Origin of the sequence: Streptomyces sp. NBC_01775 (genome assembly GCF_035917675.1) — a bacterium.
In the GTDB taxonomy this organism is placed as follows: domain Bacteria; phylum Actinomycetota; class Actinomycetes; order Streptomycetales; family Streptomycetaceae; genus Streptomyces.
The window spans coordinates 2,686,467-2,712,970 of record NZ_CP109104.1 but is presented as its reverse complement, the minus strand read 5'-3'; the positions used below and the strand labels follow the sequence as shown (position 1 = coordinate 2,712,970).

Below are 26,504 nucleotides of genomic sequence, written 5' to 3'. Positions count from 1 at the left end.
CCCGTGACCTTGGCACCCCGTACGAGTCGGGGCGGTCCGGCGAGTCTCCCGGCGCAGGCCCACCCGCAGTCCTCCCCGCGCCGACGGGGTTGCCCCGACGTAGGAGCTTGTCCCATGGCACCGCCCGCACCAGGCGAACTCACCTTCGTGGCGCCCCGCGGAGCCAAGCGGCCCCCGCGGCACCTCGCCGACCTCAGCCCCGAGGAGCGGCGGGAGGCCGTCGCGGCGGCGGGGGAGAAGCCCTTCCGCGCCCGGCAGCTGTCCCAGCACTATTTCGCCCGGCTCGCACGCGGCCCGGAGCAGTGGACGGACATCCCCGCAGCCGCCCGCGAGAAGCTCGCCGCCGAACTGCTGCCCGACCTGATGAGCGTGGTGCGGCACATCAGCTGCGACGACGACACGACACGCAAGACGCTCTGGCGGCTGCACGACGGCACACTCGTCGAGTCCGTCCTGATGCGCTACCCGGACCGGGTCACCATGTGCATCAGCTCTCAGGCCGGCTGCGGCATGAACTGCCCGTTCTGCGCGACGGGCCAGGCGGGGCTCGACCGGAACCTGTCCACGGCCGAGATCGTGCACCAGATCGTCGACGGGATGCGCGCGCTGCGTGACGGCGAGGTGCCCGGAGGCCCCTCCAGGCTGTCCAACATCGTCTTCATGGGCATGGGCGAGCCGCTGGCCAACTACAAGCGCGTCGTCGGCGCCATCCGGCGGCTGACCGACCCGGAACCGGACGGCCTCGGGCTCTCCCAGCGCGGGATCACCGTCTCCACCGTGGGCCTCGTGCCCGCGATGCTGCGCTTTGCCGACGAGGGCTTCAAGTGCCGGCTGGCGGTCTCGCTGCACGCGCCCGACGACGAGCTGCGCGACACCCTCGTGCCCGTCAACACGCGCTGGAAGGTCCGAGAGGTCCTGGACGCCGCCTGGGAGTACGCGGCGAAGTCCGGCCGCCGGATCTCCATCGAGTACGCGCTGATCAAGGACATCAACGACCAGGCATGGCGTGCCGATCTGCTGGGCCGGCTCCTCAAGGGCAAGCGGGTGCACGTCAACCTCATCCCGCTCAACCCCACCCCGGGCTCCAAGTGGACCGCCTCTCGGCCCGAGGACGAGGCGGAGTTCGTGCGGACCCTGGAGTCGCACGGTGTGCCGGTGACCGTACGGGACACCCGGGGCCAGGAGATCGACGGAGCGTGCGGGCAGCTCGCCGCGACCGAGCGGTGAAGCCTGGCTGGTAGTGTTCGAATGGGCCGTCTGTGGGCGGCCCGACAACCGAACAGCCGACAGGGGAGCGCTTACAGCGCTGAGAGTGCGGCCGTGCGTCCCGTACGCGCCGCAGACCCTCGAACCTCGCCCGGGTCATGCCGGGTAGGAAGTCGATGCACTCCATGAACAAGCACGCGCGCCGCGCCGCTGCCGCCACCACAGCCGTCCTCACCCTCGCCCTTCTCGCCACCGCCTGCGGCGGCTCCGGGGGCGAGGGCGACTCCAAGACCGTCACCCTCGTCACCCACGACTCCTTCGCCGCCTCCAAGTCCGTGCTCAAGGACTTCACGAAGCGCACCGGCTACAAGGTCAAGGTCATGCGGGGCGGGGACGCGGGCGCCACCGTCAACCAGGCCGTGCTCAACAAGGACAACCCCCAAGGAGACGTCCTGTTCGGCGTGGACAACACGCTCTTGTCCCGCCCGCTGGACGGGGGTGTCTTCCAGCCGTACAAGGCCAAGGGCCTGGCCAAGGTGCCCGCCAGGCTCCAGGCCGACCGGGGCAGGCACCGGGTCACCCCCGTCGACACGGGCGACGTGTGCGTGAACTACGACCGCAAGTGGTTCGCCGACAAGAAGCTCACCCCGCCGCGCACCCTGGCCGACCTGGCCAAGCCCCGCTACAAGAACCTCCTGGTCACCGAGAACGTCGCCAACTCCTCGCCCGGTCTCGCCTTCCTCCTGGCCGGCGTCGACGAATACGGCGAAAAGGGCTGGCAGGGCTACTGGAAGAAGCTGCGTGTCAACGGCGTGGAGGTTGTCGACAGTTGGGAGCAGGCGTACAACGACCGCTTCAGCGGCTCGCGCGGCGGCAAGGGCAAGGGCGACAAGCCGCTGGTCGTCTCCTACGCCTCCAGCCCGCCCGTCGAGGTGCTGGGCGCCAAGCCGGAGCCCGCGCGGGCGCCGACCGGGATCGCGAAGGACACCTGCTTCCGGCAGACCGAGTACGCCGGGCTGCTCAAGGGCGCGAAGAACACCAAGGGCGGCAAGGCGCTGCTGGATTTCCTGCTGAGCAAGAGGTTTCAGGAGGATCTGCCGCTGAAGATGTTCGTCAGCCCGGCACGCGAGGACGCCAGGCTGCCGAAGCTGTTCACCAAGTACGGCGAGACCATCGACAGCCCCGCCACCGTGGCACCGAAGAAGATCGCCAAGAACCGTGAGCAGTGGATCAAGACGTGGACCTCGCTCGTCGTGAAATAGCCGACGCACCCGACCCGGCTCTCCCTCTCCCGGCCGCCCCGCCTCCGGCCGGGCGGCCCCGCACCGGCCGCGGCTCGCGCACCGGATGGCGGAAGCGCGGCACCTGGGCGCGGCTGGGGCTGATGGCAGTGCCGGCGGTCTTCTTCGTCGTTTTCTTCGGGTATCCGGTCATCGCCATCGTCAGCCGGGGGCTGCGCGAGGGTGGGCGGTGGCACTTCGGGCGCATCGGACAGGTGCTCAGCGATCCCGACGTCCTCCAGGTGCTGTGGTTCACCGTCTGGCAGGCGGCGGCCTCCACGGCGCTCACCCTCGCGCTGGCACTGCCGGCCGCCTACGTCTTCGCCCGGCTGGACTTTCCCGGCAAGCGGCTGCTGCGGGCCCTGGTCACCGTTCCGTTCGTGCTGCCGACCGTCGTGGTGGGCTCGGCCTTCCTGGCGCTCGCCGGGCGCGGGGGAGCGCTCGACGAGTGGTTCGGGGTGCGGCTGGACACCAGCGTGTGGGCCATCCTCCTGGCGCACGTCTTCTTCAACTACGCGGTGGTCGTGCGCACCGTCGGCGGCTTCTGGTCCCAGCTCGACCCGCGCCAGGAGGAGGCGGCACGGGTCCTGGGCGCCGGTCGCCTGGCCGCCTGGCGGCGCGTCACCCTGCCCGCGCTGGCCCCCTCGCTGGGTGCCGCGGCGCTGATCGTCTTCCTGTTCACCTTCACCAGCTTCGGCGTCATCCAGGTGCTGGGCGGGCCCCGCTTCGCGACGCTGGAGGTGGAGATCTACCGCCAGACCGCCACCTTGCTGGACCTGCCGACGGCGGCCGTGCTGACGCTCACCCAGTTCGTCGCCGTCGCCGCGCTGCTGGCCGTGCACGCCTGGTCGCTGCGCAAGCGGGAGACGGCGCTGCACCTCGTCCCCGCAGCACAGACCGCGCGCCGCCCGGCCGGGGCAGGCCAGTGGGCGGTGCTGTGGTCGGTGCTGGGGGTGATCGCGGTGCTGGTCGTCGTCCCCCTCGCGGTGCTGGTCGAGCGGGCCTTCGACGGGCCCGACGGGTACGGGCTCACCTTCTTCCGCGCGCTGGGGGCACAGCCCGACAGCGCGACGTTCGTCGTCGCACCCATCGAAGCGCTCGGAAACTCCCTCGCCTGTGCCGCGGCGGCGACGGCCATCGCGCTGGTGGTGGGCGGGCTGGCTGCCACGGCGCTGACCAGGCGTGCGGGCCGGCTCGTGCGCGGCTTCGACGCGCTGCTGATGCTGCCGCTGGGCACCTCGGCCGTCACCGTCGGCTTCGGCTTCCTCATCGCCCTGGACGAGCCTCCCCTCGACCTGCGCTCGTCCTGGATCCTGGTGCCGCTGGCCCAGGCCCTGGTGGGGGTGCCCTTCGTCATCCGGACGATGCTTCCGGTGCTGCGTGCCGTGGACGTACGGCTGCGGGAGGCCGCCGCCGTGCTGGGCGCCTCGCCGCTGCGGGCCTGGCGGGAGGTCGACTTTCCGATGGTGCGGCGCGCGCTGCTGGTCGCCGCCGGGTTCGCGTTCGCCGTCTCCCTGGGCGAGTTCGGCGCCACCGTGTTCATCGCGCGGCCCGACGCGCCGACCCTGCCGGTGGCGATCGCCCGGATGCTCGGCCGCGCGGGAGAGACCAACTACGGGCAGGCGATGGCCCTGAGCACCATCTTGATGCTCGTGTGCGCGGGCGTACTGCTCGCGCTGGAGCGGGTACGCACCGACAGCCAGGGAGAGTTGTGATGCTGCGAGTGGAGGATGTGACCGTACGCTTCGGCGGGCGGACGGCGCTGGACGCCGTGGACCTTCAGGTGGCCGAGCACGAGACCGTGTGCGTCCTCGGGCCGAGCGGCAGCGGAAAATCCACCCTCCTGCGGGTGGTCGCCGGGCTCCAGCGGACCGACGCCGGCCGGGTGCTGCTCTCGGGCCGGGACCAGGCCGGGGTGCCGCCGCACAAGCGGGGCGTCGGGCTGATGTTCCAGGACCACCAGCTGTTCCCGCAGCGGGACGTGGCGGGAAACGTCGCCTTCGGGCCGCGTATGCACCGTACGGGCAAGGAGGAGACGGCCCGTCAGGTCGCCGAACTCCTGGAACTCGTCGGGCTGCCCGGGGCCGGGCGGCGGGCCGTGACGGCGCTGTCGGGCGGCGAACAGCAGCGGGTCGCGCTCGCTCGTGCCCTGGCGCCGCGCCCCCGGCTGCTGATGCTGGACGAGCCGCTGGGGCAGCTGGACCGCAGCTTGCGCGAGCGGCTGGTCGTCGAACTGCGCGCGCTCTTCCACCGGCTGGGCACCACGGCGTTGGCCGTCACCCACGACCACGGGGAAGCCTTCGCGCTCGCCGACCGGGTCGTGGTCATGGAGGAGGGGCGCATCGCACAGGCGGGCAGCCCGCTGGAGGTGTGGCTGCGGCCCGCCTCGGAGTTCGTGGCGCGCTTCCTCGGCTTCGACAACATCACGGAGGCGACGGTGCGCGGCGACTCCGCCGAGACGGCCTGGGGCAAGCTCGCCGTCCCTCAAGACACTCCGCAGGGCGGGACCCGGCTGCTCGTACGGCCCGGCGGGGTGCTGCTGCGCGCCCCGGAGGAGGGGCTGCGCTGCACGGTGGAGGCCCGTACGTTCCGCGGCGGCGACGCGTCGGCCGTCACGGTCCTGCTGCGCCCGTATGACGGGCCGCCGCTGGAGGCCGCATGCACGCTGCAGGACGCGCCGCGGGAGGGCGAAGAGGTGGGGGTCGTCTTCGACCCGCGCGAGGTGGTGGCGCTCGGCGGCTCACAGCAGGCCGCGTGACCACATCAGGACCCGCTCCAGCAGCCGGGTCTCCTCGCCCAGCCGGGTCAGCCACTCGGCTCCGTAGTCCTGGACGGTGCGCGGCATCCTGAGCAGCTCGGGGCGCTCGTTGACGTGCTCCAGCAGTCCCTGGCCCACCAGCCCGTTCACGGCCGAGGCGATGGCGGAGCGCGACAACTGCTCGTCCCCACACACCTGTTCGGCGGCGGTGCGCGTGAAGGTGCCGCCGAAGGCGCTCAGCCGTGCCCACAGCAGCCGCTCCTGGGCGATGCACAGCTCGTGGCTCCACCCGTGGCAGTGCCGCAGCGTGCGGTGCCGGTCGGGAATGTCGCTGCCGACCCCTGAGAGCCCCAGCGGACCGCCCCGATCCGAGAGCCGTACCAGCAGTTCGCGGGGGCCCCGGTCGGGCAGCCGGCCCGCTGCCAGGCCGAGCGCCAGCGGCAGACAGTCCAGCCGAAGACAGATCCGGCCCGCTGTCACCCGCGCCTCGTCGTCGTCCGCCAGCGGGGCGCCCAGCTGCCGGGCCCGCAGCTTCAGCAGGGCGACCGCGTCGTGGAGCTGCATCGGTGCCAGCGGCAGCACCGCCTCGCCCTTCGTGCCGAGCCCGCGTCGCGAGGTGACCAGCACCCGCAGCCCTGGACGGGCCTCCAGCAGCCGGCCGAGGGCCGCCGAGGGGGCCGGCAGGCGGTCGCAGTTGTCAACGAGCAGCAGCGCTTGGGACGACGAGCGGCCGACGGCCTGGAAGACGGGCTCGGTGCCGCTGAGTCCCGCCATGTCGACGGCGACCACCGTGGTGCCCGTACGGCCCACCCGCTCGGCCGCGTCCGCCGCCAGGGCGCTCTTGCCGACCCCGCCCATGCCCACGACCGTCACCAGCCGGAACCGCCGCAGCAAGCCGTCCAGTTTCGCGGACTCCCAGCCCCGGCCGATCAGTCCAGGGAATCCGTGCTGCGCACGCCCTTCCTCACGGTCGAAGATGCCTGCCATCACCATTCCGCCTCCGCACACACATCGGTCCGGTTGTGTGCTCCAGCGTGGTCGCGCGCGCGGTATCCGGTCATCGGTGACCGGCTACGTAGGTATACGCAAAAACGCCGCGCCCCGGGACCGCGCGCCTTTAGGTATGCCGCGGGCGGGGCCACCGCCGGGACTGTGGGGAGACCTCCCTCGGGGCCTCTCAGGAGAGCGGCAGCGCGGCCAGCAGGCCGGCGCCCCAGACCAGCAGCACGAAGACCGCCGTCAGGACCGCCATGCGCGAGAGCGTCACACGGCGCCGCACCCTGCGGGGGGCACCGAGCCGGTCCAGCACCCGCGAGGCGGGCAGCCGGGTGTGCCGGGCCCGGGCCAGCGCCGCCAGCACCGTACCCGCCACACAGCACGCCATCAGCGCGACCGCCAGCCCCACCAGCGGACCCGGGAGACGCGCCGCAGCTCCGCCCCCGGTGCCCCGGATCCGCGCGAAGGCCACCAGCGCGGCGGCGGTCACCCCCAGCCCGCCCAGTGGCCGTCCGACGTACGGGGCCTCCCTCACCAGCGCCCGCCCGGCCAACAGCCGTACGGGCCCTGGCAGTCCGAGGGCCAGCAGGCGTCCGCCGAGCGCCACCAGACCGGGGCCGGCCAGCACCAGGCCGACCGCCGCCAGCGTCCATCCGGCGGGCAGCGGCGAGGCCACCAGGTCCTCGGCCCGGACGGGACGTTCCGTGCTCCCCGGCGACGAGGGCGTGCGTCCGGGCAGCCTGCTCGCGGAGAAGGCGGCGAGCAGCAGCCCTGACGCGGTCAGCGCCGTGCCCCACAGCAGCCCCGTCCGCACGGGCGCACCGCGCGCGTCGAGCCGCTCCTGGGGTGCCTCACTGGTGGACGCGTCGGATGATGCGGCATCCGGTGCGCCGGTCGCCGCCCCGGTCCCGCGCGGCCGTGCGGCCCAGGCCGCCGCTCCGGCCGCCACCACGGGGACGGCGCTGAGCAGCGTCAGGGTCGCGGGCACCGGGAGCGGCAGGCCCGGCAGGGGGATGTCGACCAGCGCCCCGGGCAGCGTCAGACCGTTCTCGCCGCTGCGGCGGGCCACCAGCAGCAGGGCGACACCGCTGCCCGCCACACACGGCACCGCGGCCGTGAGCGCCGCCAGCAGCGGCAGTCCGCCGGGCCCCAGCCCGGCCGAGGCCAGCCCCGTGCGGGCATCCAGCCGCGGCTCCGTACGGGAGAGCGCGGCGGACAACTGCGCGGTGACGGCCAGCGGCACCAGGCACCACAGCAGCCGGGCCACCGACGGTGCGGGATGCGCCTGGTGTTCGAGGGCGTGACCGAGGGCCGTCACAAGCAGCAGGCCCACTCCCGCCGAGGAACACAGCAGCAGCATCCGGAGCAGCAGCGCGAGGGGCGGCGCCGAGAAGGTCAGACGGAGAGCGAGCACGCTGTCGCGCCTTCCGGTCCGGCGGGCAGGGGAGCGGCTCCCGGCGTGAGGGCGCGGACGAGGCGCCCGTCGGCCAGTGCCACGGTGCGGTCGGCCAGCGCGGCGCCCGTCACATCCGCCGTCCGTGCCGCCTGGGTGAGGGCCAGGTCGTGGGTGGCCAGCACCACCGTGATGCCGTGCGAGCGGGCGGCGGCGCTCAGCGTACGCAGCACCTGGGCGCGGTCGCTCTGGTGGAGCGGCGCCGTGGGCTCGTCGGCGAACAGCACGGAGGGGGAGTGGATCAGGGCGCGGGCCACGGCCACCCGCTGGCGCTGGGACTGGCGCAGCGCGACGGGGCGCTTGCGCGCGCAGTCGCCGACGTCCAGCCGCTCAAGCCACTCCTGGGCCGCCTTGCGCGCCGTCCGGTGGCCCGAGCCGTGCAGCAGGAGCGGGAGGGCCGCGTTCTCCCAGGCGGTCAGCTCGGGGATGAGGCGGGGGCTGCTGTCGATCCAGCCGAACCGGCTGAGCCGCAGCCGCTCGCGGGCCGGGCGGCTCAGGGCGTTCACCGGGGCGCTGTTGAACCAGACTTCGCCCTGCCCGGGCAGCGACTGTCCGGACAGACAGCGCAGCAGTGTCGTTTTGCCGCTGCCGCGTGGACCGGTGACGGCGACGATCTCGCCCTCCCGGATGCCGAGCGAGACGCCCTGGAGCGCGGGTGACCCGTCGTAGGCGTAATGCAGTCCGCGTGCCCAGAGCACGTCGTTGTCCGGCGAGGCCATGGGGGCACCTCCACTCAACTGTGCGCCGTGTTCCCTCTGGAGGGTGAAACGAGAGGCGGGGGCATCGGTCACTGGAACCGATGCCCCCGCCTTGGGAGACCGCGCGCGGGGGAGCCCTGCCGCCCGGCTGGAGCCGGTCCGGGCCTACAGCTCGGTCCGGGCCCGCGGCGCTGTCCGGGCTACAGCTTGGTCCACGCCTCGGTGAGCACCGAGCGCAGGATCTGCTCGGCCTCGTCGAAGACCTCCTGGCCGGAGATCAGCGGGGGCGCGAGCTGGATGACCGGGTCGCCCCTGTCATCGGCGCGGCAGTACAGGCCCGCCTCGAACAGCGCCTTGGACAAGAAGCCGTACAGGACGCGCTCGGACTCCTCGTCGGAGAAGGTCTCCTTGGTCGCCTTGTCCTTGACCAGTTCGATGCCGTAGAAGAAGCCGTTGCCGCGGACGTCGCCGACGATCGGCAGGTCGTGCAGCTTCCGCAGCGTGGTGTGGAAGTTGGCCTCGTTGTCCAGCACGTGCTGGTTGAGGCCCTCGCGCTCGAAGATGTCGAGGTTGGCGAGCGCGACGGCAGCCGAGACCGGGTGGCCGCCGAAGGTGTAGCCGTGCAGGAAGGTGTTGTCGGCCTTCCAGAAGGGCTCGGCCAGCCGGTCGGAGATGATCGCGGCGCCTATCGGCGAGTATCCGGACGTCATCCCCTTGGCGCAGGTGATGATGTCGGGGATGTAGCCGAACTTGTCGCAGGCGAACATCGTGCCCAGGCGGCCGAAGGCGCAGATGACCTCGTCCGAGACGAGCAGGACGTCGTACTGGTCGCAGATCTCGCGTACCCGCTGGAAGTATCCGGGCGGTGGCGGGAAGCAGCCGCCGGCGTTCTGCACCGGCTCCAGGAAGACCGCGGCGACCGTCTCCGGGCCCTCGAAGAGGATCTGCTGCTCGATCTGGTCGGCGGCCCAGCGGCCGAACGCCTCCGGGTCGTCGCCGTGGACCGGGGCGCGGTAGATGTTGGTGTTGGGCACCTTGTGCGCGCCGGGGACCAGCGGCTCGAAGGGGGCCTTGAGCGCGGGCAGTCCGGTGATGGACAGGGCGCCGTGCGGGGTGCCGTGGTAGGCGACGGCGCGTGAGATCACCTTGTACTTGCCGGGGTTGCCGGTGAGCTTGTGGTACTGCTTGGCCAGCTTCCAGGCCGTCTCTACGGCCTCGCCGCCGCCCGTGGTGAAGAAGACCTTGTTCAGGTCGCCGGGCGCGTGCTGCGCGAGCCGCTCGGCCAGTTCGATGGCCTTGGGGTGGGCGTAGGACCAGATGGGGAAGAAGGCGAGGTCCTGGGCCTGTTTGTTGGCCGCCTCGGCCAGCTCGACGCGGCCGTGGCCCGCCTGGACGACGAACAGGCCGGCCAGACCGTCGAGGTAGCGCTTGCCCTCGGTGTCGTAGATGTACGTGCCCTCGCCGCGGACGATGGTCGGGACCGGCGCGTTCTCGTACGAGGACATGCGGGTGAAGTGCATCCACAGGTGCTCGTGCGCGGTGCGGGAGAGGTCGTTGCTTTCCTGGCCGGCGTGACTGTCCTTGCTCACTGTTATCGCGTTCCCCATGTGTAGGTCTGCTTGCGCAGCTTGAGGTAGACGAAGCTCTCGGTGGAGCGCACGCCGGGAAGGGACCGGATGCGCTTGTTGATCAGCTCCAGGAGGTGTTCGTCGTCCTGGCACACGATCTCGACCAGCAGGTCGTAGGAGCCCGCCGCTATCACGACGTAGTCGACCTCCTCGATCTCCACGAGCGCGTCGGCGACCGGCTCGACGTCCCCCTCGACCGTGACGCCGAGCATCGCCTGGCGCATGAAGCCGACGGTGAGCGGATCGGTCACCGCGACGATCTGCATGACGCCCTGCTCCTGGAGCTTCTGGACGCGCTGCCGCACGGCCGCCTCGGACAGGCCCACGGCCTTGCCGATCGCGGCGTACGGACGCCGTCCGTCCTCCTGGAGCTGTTCGATGATCGCCAGGGACACGGCATCCAGGGACGAGGAGCCGTTCGTCTTCTTCGAGTCGCGAGCCACAGGCGTCACTGTGCATGAGACCTCCTCCGTACCGCAACCCGTATGCGATGTAATCCGCAGTCGATGGGTGAGAAAGAAACTGATTCCGTTGTTCTGGGGGGTCAGGTGTATCGAATGCGTTGTGCGGGCAGTTAGGGTGGCGGTCTCACCCATTGGACAACGGAGCAGGAGGGGTGCGAAGTGACCACCGAGCTGCGTCGGCTGCGCAACTACATCGACGGGGAGTTCCGGGACGCCGCTGACGGCCGGACCACGGAGGTGGTCAACCCGGCCACCGGCGAGGCGTACGCCACGGCGCCGCTGTCGGGCGGCGCGGATATCGACGCCGCGATGGCCGCTGCCGAGGCCGCCTTCCCGGCCTGGCGCGACGCGACCCCCGGCACCCGTCAGATGGCCATCCTCAAGATCGCCGACGCGCTGGAGGCGCGAGCGGGCGAACTGCTGGCCGCCGAGTGCGAGAACTGCGGCAAGCCGCTGGAGCTGACCCGGCAGGAAGAGCTGCCGATGATGCTCGACCAGATCCGCTTCTTCGCGGGCGCCGCCCGGATGCTGGACGGAAAGTCGGCGGGCGAGTACATGGAGGGCCTCACCTCCTTCGTGCGGCGCGAGCCCATCGGCGTGTGTGCGCAGGTCGCGCCGTGGAACTATCCGGCGATGATGGCCGTATGGAAGTTCGCCCCGGCGCTGGCGGCGGGCAACACGGTCGTCCTCAAGCCCTCCGACACCACCCCGGCCTCCACGGTCTTCCTGGCCGAGGTGATGGGAGAGATCCTGCCGAAGGGCGTCTTCAACGTCGTGTGCGGCGACCGCGACACCGGCCGCCTCATGGTCGAGCACAAGACCCCCGCCATGGCCTCCATCACCGGTTCGGTGCGCGCGGGCATGGAGGTCGCGAGCGGCGCCGCCACGGACCTCAAGCGCGTCCACCTGGAGCTCGGCGGCAAGGCGCCGTGTGTCGTCTTCGACGACGCCGACATCCCGGCGGCCGTCGAGGGCATCAGGGACGGCGGCTTCTTCAACGCGGGCCAGGACTGCACGGCCGCGACCCGCGTGCTCGTGCAGGAAGGCGTCCACGAGGAGTTCGTGACCGCGCTCGCCAAGGCCGCCGCCGAGGTCAAGACCGGAGACCTGAGCGACGAGGACTGCTTCTACGGGCCGCTCAACAACCCCACCCACCTGGAGAAGGTCGTCGGCTTCATCGACCGCCTCCCGGCCCACGCCAAGGTCGAGGCGGGCGGCGAACGCGTCGGTGACAAGGGCTACTTCTACGCGCCCACCGTCGTCTCCGGCCTCAAGCAGGACGACGAGATCATCCAGAACGAGGTCTTCGGGCCGGTGATCACCGTCCAGAAGTTCACCGACGAGGCACAGGCCCTCTCCTGGGCCAACGATGTCGACTACGCGCTGGCCTCCTCGGTGTGGACGACCAACCACGGCACCGCCATGCGGATGTCCAAGGCGCTCGACTTCGGCTGTGTGTGGATCAACACCCACATCCCGCTGGTCGCCGAGATGCCGCACGGCGGCTTCAAGAAGTCCGGGTACGGCAAGGACCTGTCGATGTACGGGTTGGAGGACTACACGCGGGTCAAGCACGTGATGACCGCGATGTGAGCCACCGCGAAACCGCGATGTGAGCCGGCACGAAGGGGCCCGGTACCGCCGTGTGCGGTACCGGGCCCCTGACGCTTCTGCCGTGTGCGGGGTCCGCTTCAGGACTGGTAGGGGTTTCCCGGCTGCTGCTGGGGCTGGTACTGCCCGGCGTACGGGTTGCCGCCCTGGCCCGGCTGCTGCGGGACACCGTTCATGCCCTGCTGGGGACCGGGCTGGCCGCCGGGGGCCGCCGCCTGCGCGAGCATGCGCTCCGCCTCCTCCTTGGGCACCTCGCTCTGGGCGCCGCAGAACGTGCACTGCAACGAGTGCTTCGCAGGTGCGATCGGGAAGAGCGGGATGAAGAAGAGGGAGAACTTCGTTACCCGCTTGCGCAGTCCGTGTGCGGACGGGTTGCCACAGAAACCGCAGAGCAGATTCAGCATGGCCAGCTGAACCAGCTTGCTGGTGGTGCCGAAGATGATCACGGCGGGCTCCATTCACGCGTGCGTAGGTGTTACCTCAAGCCAACCATCGGGCGGACTCCTGCCGTAAGCCGAATCGTGTAACAGCCCTGCACCGACGGGCCCCGTGCGGCGTCGTGGCGCCGCACGGCGGCCGTGGTGTCCGGCAGCCCCGCACGGTGCTCGACGGAGCATCCGGCTCACCGGCCCCGCGGAGCCGTCCCTTCCTTCCGGCCCAGCTCCCCGACCAGCCGTGCGATGTGGTTCGTGGTGATCGAGTCGGCGCCCATCGCCGCCAGCCTGCGCATGGTACGCAGCCGGTCCGCGGTCCACGCGGAGACCAGCCGGCCGTCCGCGTGCGCGCGTGCCACCAGTTCGGGAGTGAGCAGCCCGAAGCCGTAGTTGAGCCAGCGCGGGCGCAGCTCGTCCAGCAACGTGGCCCGCACCGGGGCCGCGCGGTCCCAGCTGAGCGCCAGCTCGGCCGACGGGTCGGCGGCCCGCACCCGGCGCATGGCCTCCGGGCCGCCGCAGTAGTACACGCGGTCCGCCGCTCCCGCCTCGTGTACGGCGCCGACGGTGGCGCGTACCGCTCCCGGGTCCGGAAGGTCGATCATCGTGCGCACCTCGCCGGTCTCCGCCAGCGCCTCGGTGAGCGAGGGGATGCCGGATGCCAGGGAGGCCAGCCGCTCGCGGGTCAGGGAGGCGACGGCCACGTCGTGCCCCCACAGCCGCGCCAGCGTCCTGTCGTGCAGCACGACGGGTGCCCCGTCCCGCGTCAGACGGACGTCCAGCTCCACCGCGTCGGCGCCCTGTTCGACGGCGGCGCGGAAGGAGGCCAGGGTGTTCTCGCGCGCGGTGAAGGGCGCTCCCCGGTGTGCGACCGCCCTCAGCCGCTTGGCGCCGTCCCGCGGCCGGACCTCGCCGGCCGTGCCGTATCCCGGCGTCGCCATGGCCCTCACGCCTGCCGCTGCCAGGCGGCCAGGTGGGCGTCGATCTCCTCGTACAGCCGGGACTTGCCCGTGTCGTCCAGGAAGGAGACCTTGACGGCGTTCCTGGCCAGCGCAGCGACTCCCGGGGCGTCCAGGCCCAGCAGCCGGGCGGCGATGGCGTATTCGGTGTTGAGGTCGGTGCCGAACATCGGCGGGTCGTCGCTGTTGATGGTGACCAGGACGCCCGCTTTGACCATTTCCCCGATCGGGTGGCTCTCCAGGGTCTCCACGGCGCGGGTCGCGATGTTCGAGGTGGGGCAGACCTCCAGCGGAATGGCTCGTTCCGCCAGGTGCTCCAGCAGCCGGGGGTCCTGCGTGGCGCTGGTGCCGTGGCCGATGCGCTCGGCCCGCAGCGAGGTGAGCGCGTCCCAGATCGTGCCGGGGCCCGTGGTCTCGCCCGCGTGCGGCACGCTGTGCAGGCCGGTGGCGACCGCGCGGTCGAAGTAGGGCTTGAACTGCGGGCGCGGCACACCGATCTCGGGCCCGCCCAGCCCGAAGGAGACCAGCCCGTCGGGTGCCATCTGTGTCGCGATCCTGGTGGTCTCCTCGGCGGCGGCGAGGCCGGCCTCGCCCGGGATGTCGAAGGTCCAGCGCAGCACCACGCCCAGCTCGCGCTCGGCGGAGACCCGGGCGTCCTCGATCGCCTCCAGGAAGGCGCCGTCGGGGATGCCACGGCTCACCGAGGAGTAAGGGGTGACGGTCAGCTCGGCGTAGCGGATCGACTGGCGCGCCATGTCGCGGGCGATCTCGTAGGTGAGCAGCCTCACGTCCTCGGCGTCGCGGATGAGGTCGACGACGGAGAGGTAGATCTGGATGAAGTGCGCGAAGTCCGTGAACGTGAAGTACTCGGCGAGCGCTTCGGGATCGGTCGGCACCCCGGCGCCCGGGTGCCGCGCGGCGAGTTCGGCGACGATGCGGGGGGAGGCAGAGCCGACGTGGTGGACGTGCAGCTCGGCTTTGGGCAGCCCGGCGATGAAGGCGCTCAGGTCGGTTGAATCGGACAAGTTGTGCCTCCGGCTCCTTGGGGACCGGTTCATCGTAGGTCGGATGGCCCGGAGCGGTGTCTGAGCTGGCGAATAGCATGGGACGGCGAGTGAACGGGAGGGCAGGAGAGGGGACAGGATGGACGACGGGGCCGGGCATCCGCCGCCCTTCGGGGGACCGGGGTGGACGGACGGCCAGCAGCAGGGCCCATGGGCGGCCGGGTCGCCCGGAAGCGGCGACGCGGCCGGTCCGGGCGGCGCCGGGCAGGAGCAGCCGCCGCCGATTCCCCTCGCTCCGGACGGACCGGCAGGGCCGTACGCGGGGCAGCCCGGATACGGCGCCGGGTACGGATACGGCACCGGCGCGGGGCCCGGCCCTGGCGCGGGACCTGGACCCGGGACGGGGCCGAAGGCGGGGCCCTACGGCGTACAGCAGGGGTATCCCGGTGCGCCCGGCCAGGGGGCGTACGGCGCGGGCTCGTACGCGTCCTACGGATACGGCTGGCAGGGACCGCCGCCGCCGGCGGGCAGGTCCATCGCCGCCATGGTGGTGGGCATCGTCAGCGTGGTGCTGATCGTCACCTGCTGGGGCAGCTTTCTCAGCGTGATCACCTCGACCGTGGCGCTCATTCTCGGCGTCAGGGCACGCCGCGCCGTGCGCGCAGGGGAGCTGGGCGGGCGCGGCCAGGCGACGGCCGGCTTCGTGCTGGGGATCGTCGGGCTGGTCGTCGCGGTCGTCGTCAGCACCCTGCTGGTGATCGGGCTGACGTCCGGGGACGGCGATTCCGGAGGCGGCCAGGACGGTGGCCCCGGCGGGGGCGGCGGCGGGGGTGGCGGGGACTCGTACGACGCGAAGGTCTCGGCCCCGGCTGTTCCGGGGAGCGCGCCGCACCTCGGGAGGTAGGGCGAGGGGCGTACTTCCGGGCTGTGCTCCCGGACCGTACTCCCGGGCCGTGGCCGGTACTTCGGCCGCGGCCCGCTTTCGTGTGCCGTGCGAACCCGGGGCTGCTCAATCGGTGGGTGGGAGGGCGTGCTGGGTACAGATTCCGTGGCGTAATCAAAAGGTTCCGACGGAATCCCTTGTTGGTTGACGGATCCCCTGTCAGGATCGGCTGCCAATGGCGGTCCAGGCCACGGTGTGTTGCCACGCCTGGTCCGGCCGCCCGGAGTACGCCCCCGCGCCGCACAGGCAGGAGAGTCCCCGATGGTCCAGCGCTTCGACGTGTCAGAGCGGTTTGCCGCAGGAGCCCAGTACGTCGCGGGGAAACCCGCCTCGGGCACCTCGGGCCGCTCGCATCCGGTCGTGGATCCGGCGACCGGCGAGCGCGTCCTCACCTTCGGCCTGGCGGGCGCCGCCGATGTCGACGCCGCCGTCGGCGCGGCCCGGGCGGCCTTTCCGGAGTGGGCGGGCGCCACGCCCGCCGAGCGCTCCGAGGCCATGCACCGCTGGGCCGTGCGGCTGGGCGAGCTGAGCGAGGAGTTCGTGTACGCCGAGTCGCTCCAGTGCGGCAAGCCGCTGAAGCTGTCGCGGGAGTTCGACATCCCCGGCTCCTTCGACAACGTCGCCTTCTTCGCGGGCGCCGCGCGCGGGCTGACCGGCGTCGCGGCAGGCGAGTACAGCGGCGGCCACACCTCGTACGTACGCCGCGAGCCACTCGGTGTCATCGGCTCCATCGCGCCGTGGAACTACCCGCTCCAGATGGCGGCCTGGAAGGTGCTCCCCGCCGTCGCGGCGGGCAACACCATCGTGCTGAAGCCCTCCGAACTCACCCCGCTCACCTCGCTGATGTTCGCCGCCGCGGCCCAGGAGGCGGGCATCCCGGACGGCGTCATCAACATCGTCACGGGCGCGGGCAAGGACGCGGGAGAGGCCCTCGTCGGGCACCCGGACGTCGCCATGACCTCCTTCACGGGCTCCACCGCCGTCGGACGACGCGTCGCCGAGATCGCCACCACGGCCTCCCGCGCCGCCAAGCGGCTCCATCTCGAACTGGGCGGCAAGGCGCCCTTCCTGGTCTTCGACGACGCCGACGTGGCGGCTGCGGCCCACGGCGCCGTCGCGGGCGCGCTCATCAACACCGGCCAGGACTGCACCGCGGCGACCCGCGCCTATGTGCAGCGGCCCCTCTACGAAGCGTTCGTGACCGCCGTCGCCGACCTGATGAGCGGGGTGCGCGTGGGCGACCCGTTCGCCGAGGGGACCGACCTGGGGCCGCTGATCTCGCACGCGCAGCGCGACCGGGTCGCCGCCTTCGTGGAGCGGGCGCGCGCCTACGCCACCGTCGTCACCGGCGGGCAGGCGCCGGGCGGGGAGCTGGCGAAGGGCGCCTACTACCTGCCGACGCTGGTCACCGGCGCCCCGCAAGGCAGCGAGATCGTCCAGCAGGAGATCTTCGGGCCCGTCCTGGTCGTGCTGCCGTTCGACACCGATGACGAGGGCATCGCGCTCGCCAACGACACCCCCTACGGACTCGCCGCCTCCGCCTGGAGCCGCGACGTCTTCCGCACCGGGCGCGCGTCCCGCGAGCTCCAGGCCGGATGCGTGTGGCTCAACGACCACATCCCGATCATCAGCGAGATGCCGCACGGCGGATACAAGGCATCCGGTCACGGCAAGGACATGTCGGCCTACTCCTTCGAGGAGTACACCCAGATCAAGCACGTCATGTCGGAGACCACGGGGGTCGTCCGGAAGGACTGGCACCGCACCGTCTTCGGTGACCGCTGACGGCTGCCCGTGGGGGCTGCCCCCCGACAGCGACCCCCCGGGGGTCCTCTCCGAGGGCATTCGGGAGCGCCCATGAGGGCTCCCCTCTGCCACCCCCCTCCAGCCCTTCCCCCTCCCCGTTCCCCAGGAAGGCGGTCCCCATGGACCTGTACGAAGGCATGCCGGAGCCCGTCGCCAAGGCGTGGGAGCGCGGCCTCACCAGCGGCCGGGCCGCCATGTCCCGGCGCAGACTGCTGCGCGCCGCCTCGCTCGCCGCGGGCGGCACGGCACTGGCCGCCTGCGGCATTCCACCGGCCGCCGGCAGCAAGGGCGGCGACGGGCCGGGCGACACCCCGGACCACTCCCGCGAGGAGAAGGTCCTCAACTTCGCCAACTGGCCCCTCTACATCGACGTCGACCCGAAGAACAAGAAGAAGCGCCCCACCCTCGACCGCTTCGAGCGGGAGAGCGGCGTCAAGGTCAAGTACGTCGAGGACGTCAACGACAACAACGAGTTCTACGGCAAGATCAAGCCCCAGCTGGCGGCGGGCCAGGACACCGGGCGCGACCTGGTGTGTCTGTCCGACTGGATGGCGGGGCGCATGATCCGGCAGGGCTGGGCGCAGCGCCTCGACCCGGCCCGCCTCCCGCACGCGGTCACCAACCTGGAGGACCGCTTCCGCGCGGCGGCGCACGATCCCGGGCGCCAGTTCAGCTACCCGTGGGCGGGCACCGCCTGCATCGTCGCGTACAACAAGAAGGCGACGAAGGGGAAGAAGGTCACCAGCGTCACCCAGCTGCTGGAGGACGAGTCCCTCAAGGGCCGCGTCTCGATGCTGACGGAGATGACCGACACCATCGGGCTGACCATGCTCGACATGGGCGTCAACTCCGAACGCTTCGACGAGGACGACTTCAACGCCGCCATCGCCCGCATCCAGAAGGCCGTCGACCGCAAACAGCTGCGCCGATTCAGCGGCAACGACTACATGGACGAGCTGGACTCGGGCGACATCGCCGCCTGCGTGGCCTGGGCGGGCGACATCGTGCAGCTCCAGCTCGACAATCCGGACGTCGAGTTCGCCGTACCCGAGCGCGGCTATCTCTTCGGCACCGACGACCTGCTCGTCCCGGCCAAGGCCCGCCACCAGAGCAACGCCGAGGCCCTGATCGACTTCTACTACCGGCCCAAGGAGGCCGCCGAGCTGGCCGCGTGGGTCAACTACATCTGTCCCGTCTCCGGAGCGAAGGCCGAGATGGAGAAGATCGACAAGGAGCTGGCGGACGACAAGCTGCTCTTCCCCGACGCGCGCATGATCTCCAAGGGCAAGAACTTCCGGCCGATGAGCGCCAAGGAAGAGGCCGCGTACGAGGAGAAGTTCGCCAAGCTCATCGGGGCCTGACCCCCGCTCGCCGGGGCGCTCCGCCCCGGGCCCCGCCTTCGACCCCCTGTGCCCAGCCCCCCTCACCCCCGAGGACCGGCCATGACCATCACTCTTTCCGGTATCAGCAAGACCTTCGGCGGCTTCACCGCCGTGCACCCGCTCGATCTCACCATCCCCGAGGGCTCCTTCTTCGCGCTCCTCGGCGCTTCCGGCTGCGGCAAGACCACCACGCTCCGCATGATCGCGGGCCTGGAGGAGCCCACCGGCGGCAGCGTCCTCCTCGGTGACAAGGACATCACCCGCCTCCCGCCCCACAAGCGCCCCGTCAACACCGTCTTCCAGAACTACGCGCTCTTCCCGCACCTGGACGTCCAGGAGAACGTCGCCTTCGGCCTGCGGCGGCGCGGGGTCAAGTCCGTCGGCAAGCAGGTCGCGGAGATGCTCGACCTCGTCCAGCTCGGCGACATGGCCCGCCGCAAGCCGCGCCGGCTCTCCGGCGGCCAGCAGCAGCGGGTGGCCCTGGCCCGCGCGCTGATCAACCGCCCCGAAGTGCTGCTGCTCGACGAGCCGCTGGGCGCCCTCGACCTCAAGCTGCGCCGTCAGATGCAGCTCGAACTCAAGCGTATCCAGACCGAGGTCGGCATCACCTTCGTGCACGTCACCCACGACCAGGAGGAGGCCATGACCATGGCCGACAGCGTCGCGGTGATGTACGGGGGCCGGGTCGAACAACTCGGGCCGCCCGCCGAACTGTACGAGAATCCGCGCTCGACCTTCGTCGCCAACTTTCTGGGCACCTCCAACCTCATCGAGTCCGAGGTCCTCTCCCACGAGACGGGCGACGACGGTGAACTCCGGGTCAAGGCCCCCGGTGCGGACTCCACGCTGCGGCTGCCCACGGCACGCTGCGCGGCTCAGGCCCCGAAGGCCGGTGTGAAAGTGCTGGTCGGAGTGCGCCCCGAGAAGATCTCCCTCGCCCACGCGGACGACGCGCACGCCATACCCGAGGGCCGCAACCAGCTCACCGGACGCATCACCGACGCCGGCTACCTCGGCGTCTCGCTCCACTACCTCGTCGAGACCCCGGCCTGCCCCGGACTGACCGTCTACGAGCAGAACATCGAGCGCGACACGCGGCTCGTGCCCGGCCAGCGCGTCGTCCTCCACTGGCGGCCCGCACACACCTTCGCTCTGGACGCCGCACAGGACGTGACGGCGGGCGAGGAGACCGTATGACCGCCGTCGCCCCCGTCCCGTCCTCGGCCACGCCGCCCTCCGGCGCGGGCCCGGACGCCGCGAGCGGGCCCGAAGCAGGGGCGGAAGGAGGCGCGGGGCGGCTCCCACGCCGCCGCCTCACGCCTTACTGGCTGCTGCTGCCCGCCGGTCTGTGGCTCGCCGTCTTCTTCGTGGCGCCGCTCTTCTACCAGGCGTCCACGTCCGTGCAGAGCGGCTCGCTGGAGGACGGCTTCCGGGTCACCTGGCAGTTCTCGAACTACACCGACGCGCTCAGCACCTACGGCGAACACTTCCTCCGCTCGTTCCTCTACGCGGCCTCCGCGACAATCCTGTGCCTGCTGATCGGCTACCCGCTCGCCTACATGATCGCCTTCAGGGCGGGGCGCTGGCGCAATCTGGTACTGGTGATGGTGATCGCGCCGTTCTTCACCAGTTTCCTCATCCGCACCCTGGCCTGGAAGACGATCCTGTCCGACGGCGGCCCCGTCGTCGGCGCCCTCAGCTCCCTGCACATCCTGGATGTGACGAGTTGGCTGGGCCTGACCGGTGACGAACGGGTGCTCGCCACCCCGCTGGCCGTGGTGTGCGGACTGACGTACAACTTCCTGCCGTTCATGATCCTTCCGCTCTACAGCTCCCTGGAGCGGATCGACACCTCGCTGCACGAGGCGGCACGTGACCTGTACGCCAAACCCTCGACGACCTTCCGGAAGGTGACCTTCCCGCTGTCGTTGCCGGGCGTCGTGGCCGGGACGCTGCTCACTTTCATCCCGGCATCCGGTGACTACATCAACGCGCAGCTCCTGGGCTCTCCCAGCGAACAGATGGTCGGCAACGCCATCCAGAAGCAGTTCCTCAACGTCCTCGACTACCCGACGGCGGCGGCGATGTCCTTCATCCTGATGGCACTCATTCTGATCATGGTGAGCGTCTATATGCGCAAGGCCGGGACGGAGGAGCTGGTCTGATGCCCTCCACTCCCGCTTCCGCCTCCACTCGCGCCTCTTCCCCGCCACCGGCCCTGGCCGCGCTGCTGCGCCGGCTGCGCAAGAACGCCGTCGTCCTGGCCGGCTGCGCGGCGCTGGCGTATCTGCTGCTGCCCAACCTCGTCGTCCTGCTGTTCTCGTTCAACAAGCCAGCCGGCCGCTTCAACTACGCCTGGCGCACGTTCTCCACCGACGCGTGGACCGACCCCTGCGGTGTCGCCGACATGTGCGGCTCGCTGGGGCTCAGCCTCCAGATCGCCGTGCTGGCGACGCTCATCGCCACCGCCTTCGGCACGTTCGCCGCCTTCGCGCTGGCCCGCTACCGCTTCCGGGGCAAGAGCACCACCAACGCGCTGATCTTCCTGCCGATGGCCATGCCCGAGGTCGTCATGGCCGCCTCGCTCGGCACGCTCTTCCTCAACATGCGGGTGAGCTTCGGCTTCATGACGATTCTGATCGCGCACGTCATGTTCTGTCTGAGCTTTGTCGTGGTCGCGGTCAAGGCGCGGGTCATGAGCATGGACCCGAGGCTGGAAGAGGCGGCGCGCGATCTGTACGCGGGGCCCTTCCAGACCTTCTGGCGGGTCACGCTCCCGCTCGCCGCGCCGGGGATCGCGGCAGGCGCGATGCTGAGTTTCGCGCTCTCCTTCGACGACTTCATCATCACCCAGTTCAACGCGGGCCCCTCCACGGTGACCTTCCCCATGTTCGTGTGGGGAGCGGCGCAGCGGGGGGTGCCGGTACAGGTCAATGTGATCGGCTCGGCGATGTTCGTCCTCGCGATCGCGATCGTGCTCGGCGGACAGATCATCTCGAACCGCCGTAAGAAGACCTGAGCAGGCGGGAGACCTGAGCGGGCGGGAAGACCTGACGTGGCGGGCCGCGCCCGAGGCCCGCACCTCGGGGCCCGCACCTCGGGGCCCGCACCCCGCTCACGCCGCAGCCGAGGCCGGATCCCGGGGCCCGGCCCGCGAGAACACCCGTACGGGAACCAACAAGGAGCCGATAACCGTGAGCGATGCCGTAGCCTCCGACGCTGCCCTCCGCTCCCTCGCCGACGCCCGGCCCACCCCCTTCTGGCTGGACGATCCCGCACACCGCCCCGAGGCCCGCCCGGCGCTCATCGGCGACGAGCACTGCGACCTGCTCGTCGTCGGCGGCGGCTACAGCGGCCTGTGGACCGCGCTACTCGCCAAGGAGCGCGACCCCGCCCGGGACGTCGTGCTCGTCGAGGGCGACGAGGTCGGCTGGGCCGCCTCCGGCCGCAACGGAGGGTTCTGCGCCGCCTCCCTCACCCACGGCTTCGGCAACGGACTCGCCCGCTGGCCCGAGGAGATCGTCCAGCTGGAGCGGCTGGGCCTGCGCAACCTCGACGCCATCGAGGAGGCCGTCGACCGCTACGACCTCGACTGCGACTTCGAGCGCACCGGCGAGATCGTCGTGGCCACCGAGCCGCACCAGGTGGCCGAACTCCGAGAGCAGGCCGAACAGGCGGACGCGCTGGGCCTGGGGGACGAACTCACCCTGCTGGACCGCGACGAGGTGCGCGCCCAGGCCGACTCGCCCACCTTCCTGGCCGGGCTGTGGGACCGCGCCGGCGTCGCCATGGTCAACCCCGCCCGCCTGGCCTGGGGCCTCAAGCGGGCCTGCGAGCGCGCCGGCGTCCGCCTCTACGAGCACACCCCGGCCACCCGCATCGGCGCCCGCGGCGGCGAGGTCGCCATCGCCACCCCCTACGGCCGGGTCCGAGCCCGCCACATCGCGCTCGGCACCAACGCCTTCCCCTCGCTGCTGCGCCGCGTACGCCCGTACATCGTCCCGGTCTACGACTACGCGCTGATGACCGAACCGCTCAGCGAGCGGCAGCTGGCCGCCATCGGCTGGCAGGGCCGCCAGGGCCTCAGCGACAGCGCCAACCACTTCCACTACTTCCGCGTCACCGCCGACAACCGCGTCCTGTGGGGCGGCTACGACGTGCTGTACCACTACGGCAGCCGCGTCTCCCGCGACTACCACCAGCGGCCGGAGACCTTCGCCACGCTCGCCCGCCATTTCTTCCGCTGCTTCCCCCAGCTCGAAGGGCTCCGCTTCTCGCACCGCTGGGGCGGCGTCATCGACACCTGCTCGCGCTTCTCCCCGTTCTTCGGCACGGCCATGGACGGCCGCGTCAGCTACGCGGCGGGCTACACCGGACTCGGCGTGGGCGCCACCCGCTTCGGGGCCGAGGTGATGCTCGACCTGCTGGCGGGGGAGCGTACGGAGCGCACCGGGCTGGAGATGGTGCGCAAGAAGCCGCTGCCCTTCCCGCCCGAGCCGGCGCGCTGGGCGGGCATCGGCCTCACCCAGTGGTCGCTGGCCCGCTCCGACGCCGGGGGCGGACGCCGCAACCTGTGGCTGAAGGCGATGGACAAGGTGGGTATGGGCTTCGACAGCTGAGGCCGGGCTCGGCGCCGGTCCCCTGCCGGACGGGCTCGCGGAGAACCCCGGCGAAGTCTCACGGAAGAACCGGGCGAAGTCTCGCGGAGAAACCCCGGCGAAGTGCTGTAAGGATTCCGCACCGGCCGGCTCTCCCTCGTGATGGCGTACGCAGTCACGAGGAAAGGCTGAGACATGAGTGGCAGGGCGGGGCCCCAAGGCGCTGTGGAGTGGCTGGCGTCGGCCGCTCCGGACCCGGCGGCCTGCCGACGGGCGTGGGAAAGCAATCCGCTGGGGGTCACCCTGCTGCCCGCCGGGCGGCTGTGGGACGTCCTGATCGTCAGCTCCGCACTCGGACACCCCGCGCTGGACGTGCTCACCGGCTGTCTGGACCAGCCGGGGCCCGTCCTCGCGGACTTCGGCGACTCCCGCGTCGGCTTCTTCGTTCCGCCCGGCACGGCCTCCCGCTGGCTGGGCACCGGCGTGCGCTGTGCCGGGCAGGGCACCTGGGTCGTCGTGCCGTACCCGGGGCGGGCCACGGGGGGCACCCGCTGGCTCGTTCCCCCTGACGGACGGGGCACGCTCAACGACCCGGTGGTGGTGGAAATGGCCCTGCACGAGGCCGCCGCACGGATCGCCGGCCACGAGGACGACGGCGGTGCGAGGGGGTTCAACGACGGATGAGACCCCGGCCGGACAGCGGGGAGCCACGGCGGGCGGCTGCGTCGGCCGCCGCCAGCAGCAGCACCCCGAGACACCAGCTCGCCGCCACATCCAGCGGCCAGTGATACCCGCGCCATACGAGCCCCAGCCCGTTGCCCACCGTCAGGATCGCGGCGGCGGCCCATACGGCGCGTACGGCGAGGGCGGGGAGCCGGCCGGTGAGCAGCAGGGCCGCGGCCCCGAGGGCGACAGCCGTCGTGGCGGCGTGGCCCGAGGGGAAGAAGCCGCCGCCACCCAGGGGCCCCGTCCTGTCGACCCACGCCTTCAGACCGGTGACGGACGGGGCCATGACGCCCATGGCGAGGGCGTAGCACAGAACCGGCCACCAGTCGCGGCCACGGCTGTGCCGGAGCGTCAGCGCCATGGCCAAGGCAAGCAGGGGAAGGGCGACGGACAGATTGCCGAGATCGGCGAGGAGTTCGGCGGCTTCGCGGGGCGGCGGCGCGGCCCGCAGGGCGTCACCCGCTGCCTCGTCCCAGCGGCGCAATGGTCCGTTCGCGAGCACCTGCCAGGTGAACAGCGCGAAGGCGATGGCGCACAGAAGCGTGGCTGCCAGACCGGGGACCCCCGCAAACATGGTCGGCCGCCCGGGAACAGGGGGGAGAGTTCCGGGGCGGCCGGGGCGACCGGGTTTCCGCGGGCCCCGGGGGGTATGGGACACGCTGTCAACCGATCGCCGTGGAGCGTGCGCGAGGGCACGACCGGGCCTGTCCAGGGGAGTGACGGGCTCGGACCGGAATTCCGGGGGCGATCCCCCGTACATCCCGGCATCTGCGGAAACCGTACGGCAGGACAACAGCGCCGGACAGTCGGTCTACGCAGCGGACATCGCCCCCGCACAGATTCTTCACGGGTACCGCTCCCGCCACCGTCATCCCCCACATCTCCTGCGCGCGGGGTGCGGGCGACCGAACGCCCGCACCCCGCACGGTCCGGCACGGCCGGCCCGCCCGCCGCACCTGCCGGCTGTCGCTCACAGACCGGAGAGCGCGTCCTCCAGGATGTCCAGACCCTCGTTGAGCAGCTCCTCGCTGATCACCAGGGGCGGCAGGAAGCGGACGACGTTGCTGTAGGTGCCGGTCGTCAGCACGAGCAGGCCCTGCTGGTGGCAGGCCTTGGCGAGCGCGGCGGTGGCCTCCGGGTTGGGCTCCTTGCCGCCGGGCTTGACCAGTTCGAGGGCGAGCATGGCGCCCCGTCCGCGCACATCGCCGATGACGTCGGACTGCGCCGCCAGCTTCTCCAGGCGCGGCTTCATGACCTCCTCGATGCGCCGCGCCTTGGCGGGCAGGTCCTGCTCGCGCATCGTCTCGATCGCGCCGAGCGCGGCGGCACAGGCGACCGGGTTGCCGCCGTAGGTGCCCCCGAGGCCGCCGCTGTGGGCGGCGTCCATGATGTCGGCCCGGCCGGTGACGGCGGCGAGCGGCAGGCCGCCCGCGATGCCCTTCGCCGTGGTGATCAGGTCCGGGACGATGCCCTCGTCCTCGCACGCGAACCACTGGCCGGTGCGGCAGAAGCCGGACTGGATCTCGTCGGCGACGAAGACGATGCCGTTGTCCCGCGCGAACTGCTGGAGACGCGGCAGGAAGCCCTCTGCCGGGACGATGAACCCGCCCTCGCCGAGCACCGGTTCGATCAGGATGGCCGCGACGTTGTCCGGGCCGATCTGCTTGGTGATCTGGTCGATGGCCTGGGCCGCCGCCTCCTCGGCGCAGTTCTCGGGGCCGGTCAGCCAGCGGTAGGGGTAGGCGACCGGCACGCGGTAGACCTCGGGCGCGAACGGGCCGAAGCTGTGCTTGTACGGCATGTTCTTGGAGGTGAGCGCCATCGTCAGGTTGGTGCGGCCGTGGTAGCCGTGGTCGAAGACGACGATGGCCTGGCGGCCGGTGTGCGCCCGCGCGATCTTGACGGCGTTCTCGACGGCCTCCGCGCCGGAGTTGAACAGCACGCTCTTCTTCGCGTGGTCGCCAGGGGTGACCTTGGCCAGCTCCTCACAGACCTCGACGTACGGCTCGTAAGGCGTGACCATCATGCAGGTGTGCGTGAAGTCGCCGAGCTGCTGGGTCGCCCGGCGGACCACGGCCTCGGCGCTGTTGCCCACCGAGGCCACGGCGATGCCGGAGCCGAAGTCGATGAACGAGTTGCCGTCCACGTCCTCCAGCACTCCGCCGCCCGCGCGCCGCGCGAAGACGGGCATCACCGTGCCGATGCCGTTGGCGACCGTGGCCTGCTTGCGGGCCATCAGCTCCTGCGACTTGGGCCCGGGGATGGCGGTGACGACGCGCCGCTCCTGGGGGAGGGTGGGGCCTCCGGACAGTTCCGTCATTGCGGTCATAGCGCACTCCTCGGGAGGAACGGGGGTCTGGCACTTCGCAGGCTAGGGGCACCCCGGGGGCCGACACATGCGCCGCTCCGGAGAAGTGCGGAGCGCGTGTTGGCCGTCACGGACATAGCGTCACCCGTGGTTCGCGGCGGGGCCGGGCACGTATGGGGACAGGTGCGGTCACGGCAGGGCGGGACGGGCTCACGGCCGTAGTCCAACTGTGGTGGTCGGCCGCTAGATTGGG

At 71.5% G+C, this 26,504-nt stretch carries 23 protein-coding genes; 13 read left to right on the top strand and 10 right to left on the bottom strand.

Annotated elements, in window-relative coordinates; translation table 11 throughout:
* Positions 1-114 precede the first annotated feature (114 nt).
* The 4 genes from rlmN (at position 115) to OHB04_RS12055 (ending at position 5,244) form a co-directional block, all read left to right on the top strand.
* Positions 115-1,227, top strand: a complete 1,113-nt coding sequence (gene rlmN, locus OHB04_RS12070) for a 23S rRNA (adenine(2503)-C(2))-methyltransferase RlmN (protein WP_326687683.1) — start codon at positions 115-117, stop codon at positions 1,225-1,227.
* A gap of 164 nt (positions 1,228-1,391) precedes the next feature.
* Entirely contained in the window at positions 1,392-2,468 is a 1,077-nt protein-coding gene (locus OHB04_RS12065; RefSeq protein WP_326687682.1) for a thiamine ABC transporter substrate-binding protein, read from the top strand.
* Positions 2,469-2,590: 122 nt separating this feature from the next.
* Positions 2,591-4,201: an ABC transporter permease gene (locus OHB04_RS12060; RefSeq protein ID WP_326809434.1), complete on the top strand. Its 1,611-nt coding sequence runs from the start codon at positions 2,591-2,593 to the stop codon at positions 4,199-4,201.
* The gene (locus OHB04_RS12055) at positions 4,201-5,244 is read left to right on the top strand and encodes an ABC transporter ATP-binding protein (RefSeq protein ID WP_326807444.1); all 1,044 of its coding nucleotides are present in this window, start codon (positions 4,201-4,203) and stop codon (positions 5,242-5,244) included. Before OHB04_RS12060 ends, OHB04_RS12055 begins: the two co-directional genes overlap by 1 nt.
* On the opposite strand, the gene OHB04_RS12050 is transcribed toward OHB04_RS12055, so the two are convergent.
* The 5 genes from OHB04_RS12050 to OHB04_RS12030 form a co-directional block, all read right to left on the bottom strand.
* Positions 5,227-6,237, bottom strand: a complete 1,011-nt coding sequence (locus OHB04_RS12050) for a hypothetical protein (protein ID WP_326687680.1) — start codon at positions 6,235-6,237, stop codon at positions 5,227-5,229. The two genes, OHB04_RS12055 and OHB04_RS12050, sit on opposite strands and share 18 nt — an antisense overlap.
* A 184-nt stretch (positions 6,238-6,421) precedes the next feature.
* Positions 6,422-7,654 (bottom strand): hypothetical protein, encoded by a 1,233-nt coding sequence (locus OHB04_RS12045; RefSeq protein WP_326687679.1) that lies wholly within the window; start codon positions 7,652-7,654, stop codon positions 6,422-6,424.
* The gene (locus tag OHB04_RS12040) at positions 7,636-8,412 is read right to left on the bottom strand and encodes an ABC transporter ATP-binding protein (protein WP_326687678.1); all 777 of its coding nucleotides are present in this window, start codon (positions 8,410-8,412) and stop codon (positions 7,636-7,638) included. Before OHB04_RS12040 ends, OHB04_RS12045 begins: the two co-directional genes overlap by 19 nt.
* 179 nt (positions 8,413-8,591) lie before the next feature.
* Entirely contained in the window at positions 8,592-9,998 is a 1,407-nt protein-coding gene (locus tag OHB04_RS12035) for an aspartate aminotransferase family protein (RefSeq protein WP_326687677.1), read from the bottom strand.
* Complete coding sequence (locus tag OHB04_RS12030) at positions 9,983-10,471, bottom strand: Lrp/AsnC family transcriptional regulator (RefSeq protein ID WP_326687676.1); 489 nt, start codon at positions 10,469-10,471, stop codon at positions 9,983-9,985. The genes OHB04_RS12035 and OHB04_RS12030 overlap by 16 nt, the downstream gene beginning before the upstream one ends.
* Before the next feature lie 171 nt (positions 10,472-10,642).
* Between OHB04_RS12030 and OHB04_RS12025 the strand changes: the two genes are divergently transcribed.
* Positions 10,643-12,076 carry a gamma-aminobutyraldehyde dehydrogenase gene (locus OHB04_RS12025; RefSeq protein ID WP_326687675.1) on the top strand — a complete coding sequence of 478 codons (1,434 nt, stop codon included), beginning with the start codon at positions 10,643-10,645 and terminating at the stop codon, positions 12,074-12,076.
* A 98-nt stretch (positions 12,077-12,174) separates the two neighbouring features.
* On the opposite strand, the gene OHB04_RS12020 is transcribed toward OHB04_RS12025, so the two are convergent.
* From OHB04_RS12020 to OHB04_RS12010, 3 genes are all read right to left on the bottom strand, one after another.
* Positions 12,175-12,540 (bottom strand): zinc-ribbon domain-containing protein, encoded by a 366-nt coding sequence (locus OHB04_RS12020; RefSeq protein ID WP_326692689.1) that lies wholly within the window; start codon positions 12,538-12,540, stop codon positions 12,175-12,177.
* A gap of 176 nt (positions 12,541-12,716) precedes the next feature.
* Positions 12,717-13,466, bottom strand: a complete 750-nt coding sequence (locus OHB04_RS12015) for a glycerophosphodiester phosphodiesterase (protein WP_326687674.1) — start codon at positions 13,464-13,466, stop codon at positions 12,717-12,719.
* Positions 13,467-13,471: 5 nt separating this feature from the next.
* On the bottom strand, positions 13,472-14,542 hold the full coding sequence (locus OHB04_RS12010; protein WP_326807443.1) for an adenosine deaminase: 1,071 nt from the start codon (positions 14,540-14,542) through the stop codon (positions 13,472-13,474).
* A gap of 85 nt (positions 14,543-14,627) precedes the next feature.
* Between OHB04_RS12010 and OHB04_RS12005 the strand changes: the two genes are divergently transcribed.
* The 8 genes from OHB04_RS12005 to OHB04_RS11970 all read left to right on the top strand — a co-directional run bounded on the left by OHB04_RS12005 (position 14,628) and on the right by OHB04_RS11970 (position 23,901).
* A complete protein-coding gene (locus tag OHB04_RS12005; protein ID WP_326807442.1) occupies positions 14,628-15,392 on the top strand; it encodes a DUF4190 domain-containing protein in 765 nt (254 codons plus the stop codon).
* Between the two features lie 300 nt (positions 15,393-15,692).
* On the top strand, positions 15,693-17,216 hold the full coding sequence (locus OHB04_RS12000) for a gamma-aminobutyraldehyde dehydrogenase (protein WP_326807441.1): 1,524 nt from the start codon (positions 15,693-15,695) through the stop codon (positions 17,214-17,216).
* Between the two features lie 140 nt (positions 17,217-17,356).
* Positions 17,357-18,598, top strand: coding sequence for a polyamine ABC transporter substrate-binding protein (locus OHB04_RS11995; protein ID WP_326807440.1), 1,242 nt, complete (start codon positions 17,357-17,359; stop codon positions 18,596-18,598).
* 81 nt (positions 18,599-18,679) lie between these two features.
* On the top strand, positions 18,680-19,816 hold the full coding sequence (locus OHB04_RS11990; RefSeq protein WP_326687669.1) for an ABC transporter ATP-binding protein: 1,137 nt from the start codon (positions 18,680-18,682) through the stop codon (positions 19,814-19,816).
* Entirely contained in the window at positions 19,813-20,784 is a 972-nt protein-coding gene (locus tag OHB04_RS11985) for an ABC transporter permease (protein WP_326687668.1), read from the top strand. The genes OHB04_RS11990 and OHB04_RS11985 overlap by 4 nt, the downstream gene beginning before the upstream one ends.
* Positions 20,784-21,638: an ABC transporter permease gene (locus OHB04_RS11980; protein WP_442814821.1), complete on the top strand. Its 855-nt coding sequence runs from the start codon at positions 20,784-20,786 to the stop codon at positions 21,636-21,638. Before OHB04_RS11985 ends, OHB04_RS11980 begins: the two co-directional genes overlap by 1 nt.
* Positions 21,639-21,813: 175 nt before the next feature.
* Positions 21,814-23,238: an NAD(P)/FAD-dependent oxidoreductase gene (locus tag OHB04_RS11975; protein WP_326687666.1), complete on the top strand. Its 1,425-nt coding sequence runs from the start codon at positions 21,814-21,816 to the stop codon at positions 23,236-23,238.
* Between the two features lie 174 nt (positions 23,239-23,412).
* Positions 23,413-23,901: a hypothetical protein gene (locus OHB04_RS11970; RefSeq protein ID WP_326807439.1), complete on the top strand. Its 489-nt coding sequence runs from the start codon at positions 23,413-23,415 to the stop codon at positions 23,899-23,901.
* Here the strand turns inward: OHB04_RS11970 and OHB04_RS11965 are convergent.
* Positions 23,888-24,517 (bottom strand): phosphatase PAP2 family protein, encoded by a 630-nt coding sequence (locus OHB04_RS11965; RefSeq protein WP_326807438.1) that lies wholly within the window; start codon positions 24,515-24,517, stop codon positions 23,888-23,890. The two genes, OHB04_RS11970 and OHB04_RS11965, sit on opposite strands and share 14 nt — an antisense overlap.
* Before the next feature lie 396 nt (positions 24,518-24,913).
* Positions 24,914-26,263 carry a 4-aminobutyrate--2-oxoglutarate transaminase gene (gene gabT, locus OHB04_RS11960; RefSeq protein ID WP_326692688.1) on the bottom strand — a complete coding sequence of 450 codons (1,350 nt, stop codon included), beginning with the start codon at positions 26,261-26,263 and terminating at the stop codon, positions 24,914-24,916.
* Between the last annotated feature and the right edge of the window lie 241 nt (positions 26,264-26,504).

Coding starts and splice junctions, on each gene's coding strand:
- rlmN (WP_326687683.1), top strand. CDS start 115: ATGGCACCGCCCGCACCAGGCGAACTCACCTTCGTGGCGCCCCGCGGA.
- OHB04_RS12065 (WP_326687682.1), top strand. CDS start 1,392: ATGAACAAGCACGCGCGCCGCGCCGCTGCCGCCACCACAGCCGTCCTC.
- OHB04_RS12060 (WP_326809434.1), top strand. CDS start 2,591: ATGGCAGTGCCGGCGGTCTTCTTCGTCGTTTTCTTCGGGTATCCGGTC.
- OHB04_RS12055 (WP_326807444.1), top strand. CDS start 4,201: ATGCTGCGAGTGGAGGATGTGACCGTACGCTTCGGCGGGCGGACGGCG.
- OHB04_RS12050 (WP_326687680.1), bottom strand. CDS start 6,237: ATGGTGATGGCAGGCATCTTCGACCGTGAGGAAGGGCGTGCGCAGCAC.
- OHB04_RS12040 (WP_326687678.1), bottom strand. CDS start 8,412: ATGGCCTCGCCGGACAACGACGTGCTCTGGGCACGCGGACTGCATTAC.
- OHB04_RS12035 (WP_326687677.1), bottom strand. CDS start 9,998: ATGGGGAACGCGATAACAGTGAGCAAGGACAGTCACGCCGGCCAGGAA.
- OHB04_RS12015 (WP_326687674.1), bottom strand. CDS start 13,466: ATGGCGACGCCGGGATACGGCACGGCCGGCGAGGTCCGGCCGCGGGAC.
- OHB04_RS12010 (WP_326807443.1), bottom strand. CDS start 14,542: ATGAACCGGTCCCCAAGGAGCCGGAGGCACAACTTGTCCGATTCAACC.
- OHB04_RS12005 (WP_326807442.1), top strand. CDS start 14,628: ATGGACGACGGGGCCGGGCATCCGCCGCCCTTCGGGGGACCGGGGTGG.
- OHB04_RS12000 (WP_326807441.1), top strand. CDS start 15,693: ATGGTCCAGCGCTTCGACGTGTCAGAGCGGTTTGCCGCAGGAGCCCAG.
- OHB04_RS11995 (WP_326807440.1), top strand. CDS start 17,357: ATGGACCTGTACGAAGGCATGCCGGAGCCCGTCGCCAAGGCGTGGGAG.
- OHB04_RS11990 (WP_326687669.1), top strand. CDS start 18,680: ATGACCATCACTCTTTCCGGTATCAGCAAGACCTTCGGCGGCTTCACC.
- OHB04_RS11985 (WP_326687668.1), top strand. CDS start 19,813: ATGACCGCCGTCGCCCCCGTCCCGTCCTCGGCCACGCCGCCCTCCGGC.
- OHB04_RS11980 (WP_442814821.1), top strand. CDS start 20,784: ATGCCCTCCACTCCCGCTTCCGCCTCCACTCGCGCCTCTTCCCCGCCA.
- OHB04_RS11970 (WP_326807439.1), top strand. CDS start 23,413: ATGAGTGGCAGGGCGGGGCCCCAAGGCGCTGTGGAGTGGCTGGCGTCG.
- OHB04_RS11965 (WP_326807438.1), bottom strand. CDS start 24,517: ATGTTTGCGGGGGTCCCCGGTCTGGCAGCCACGCTTCTGTGCGCCATC.
- gabT (WP_326692688.1), bottom strand. CDS start 26,263: ATGACGGAACTGTCCGGAGGCCCCACCCTCCCCCAGGAGCGGCGCGTC.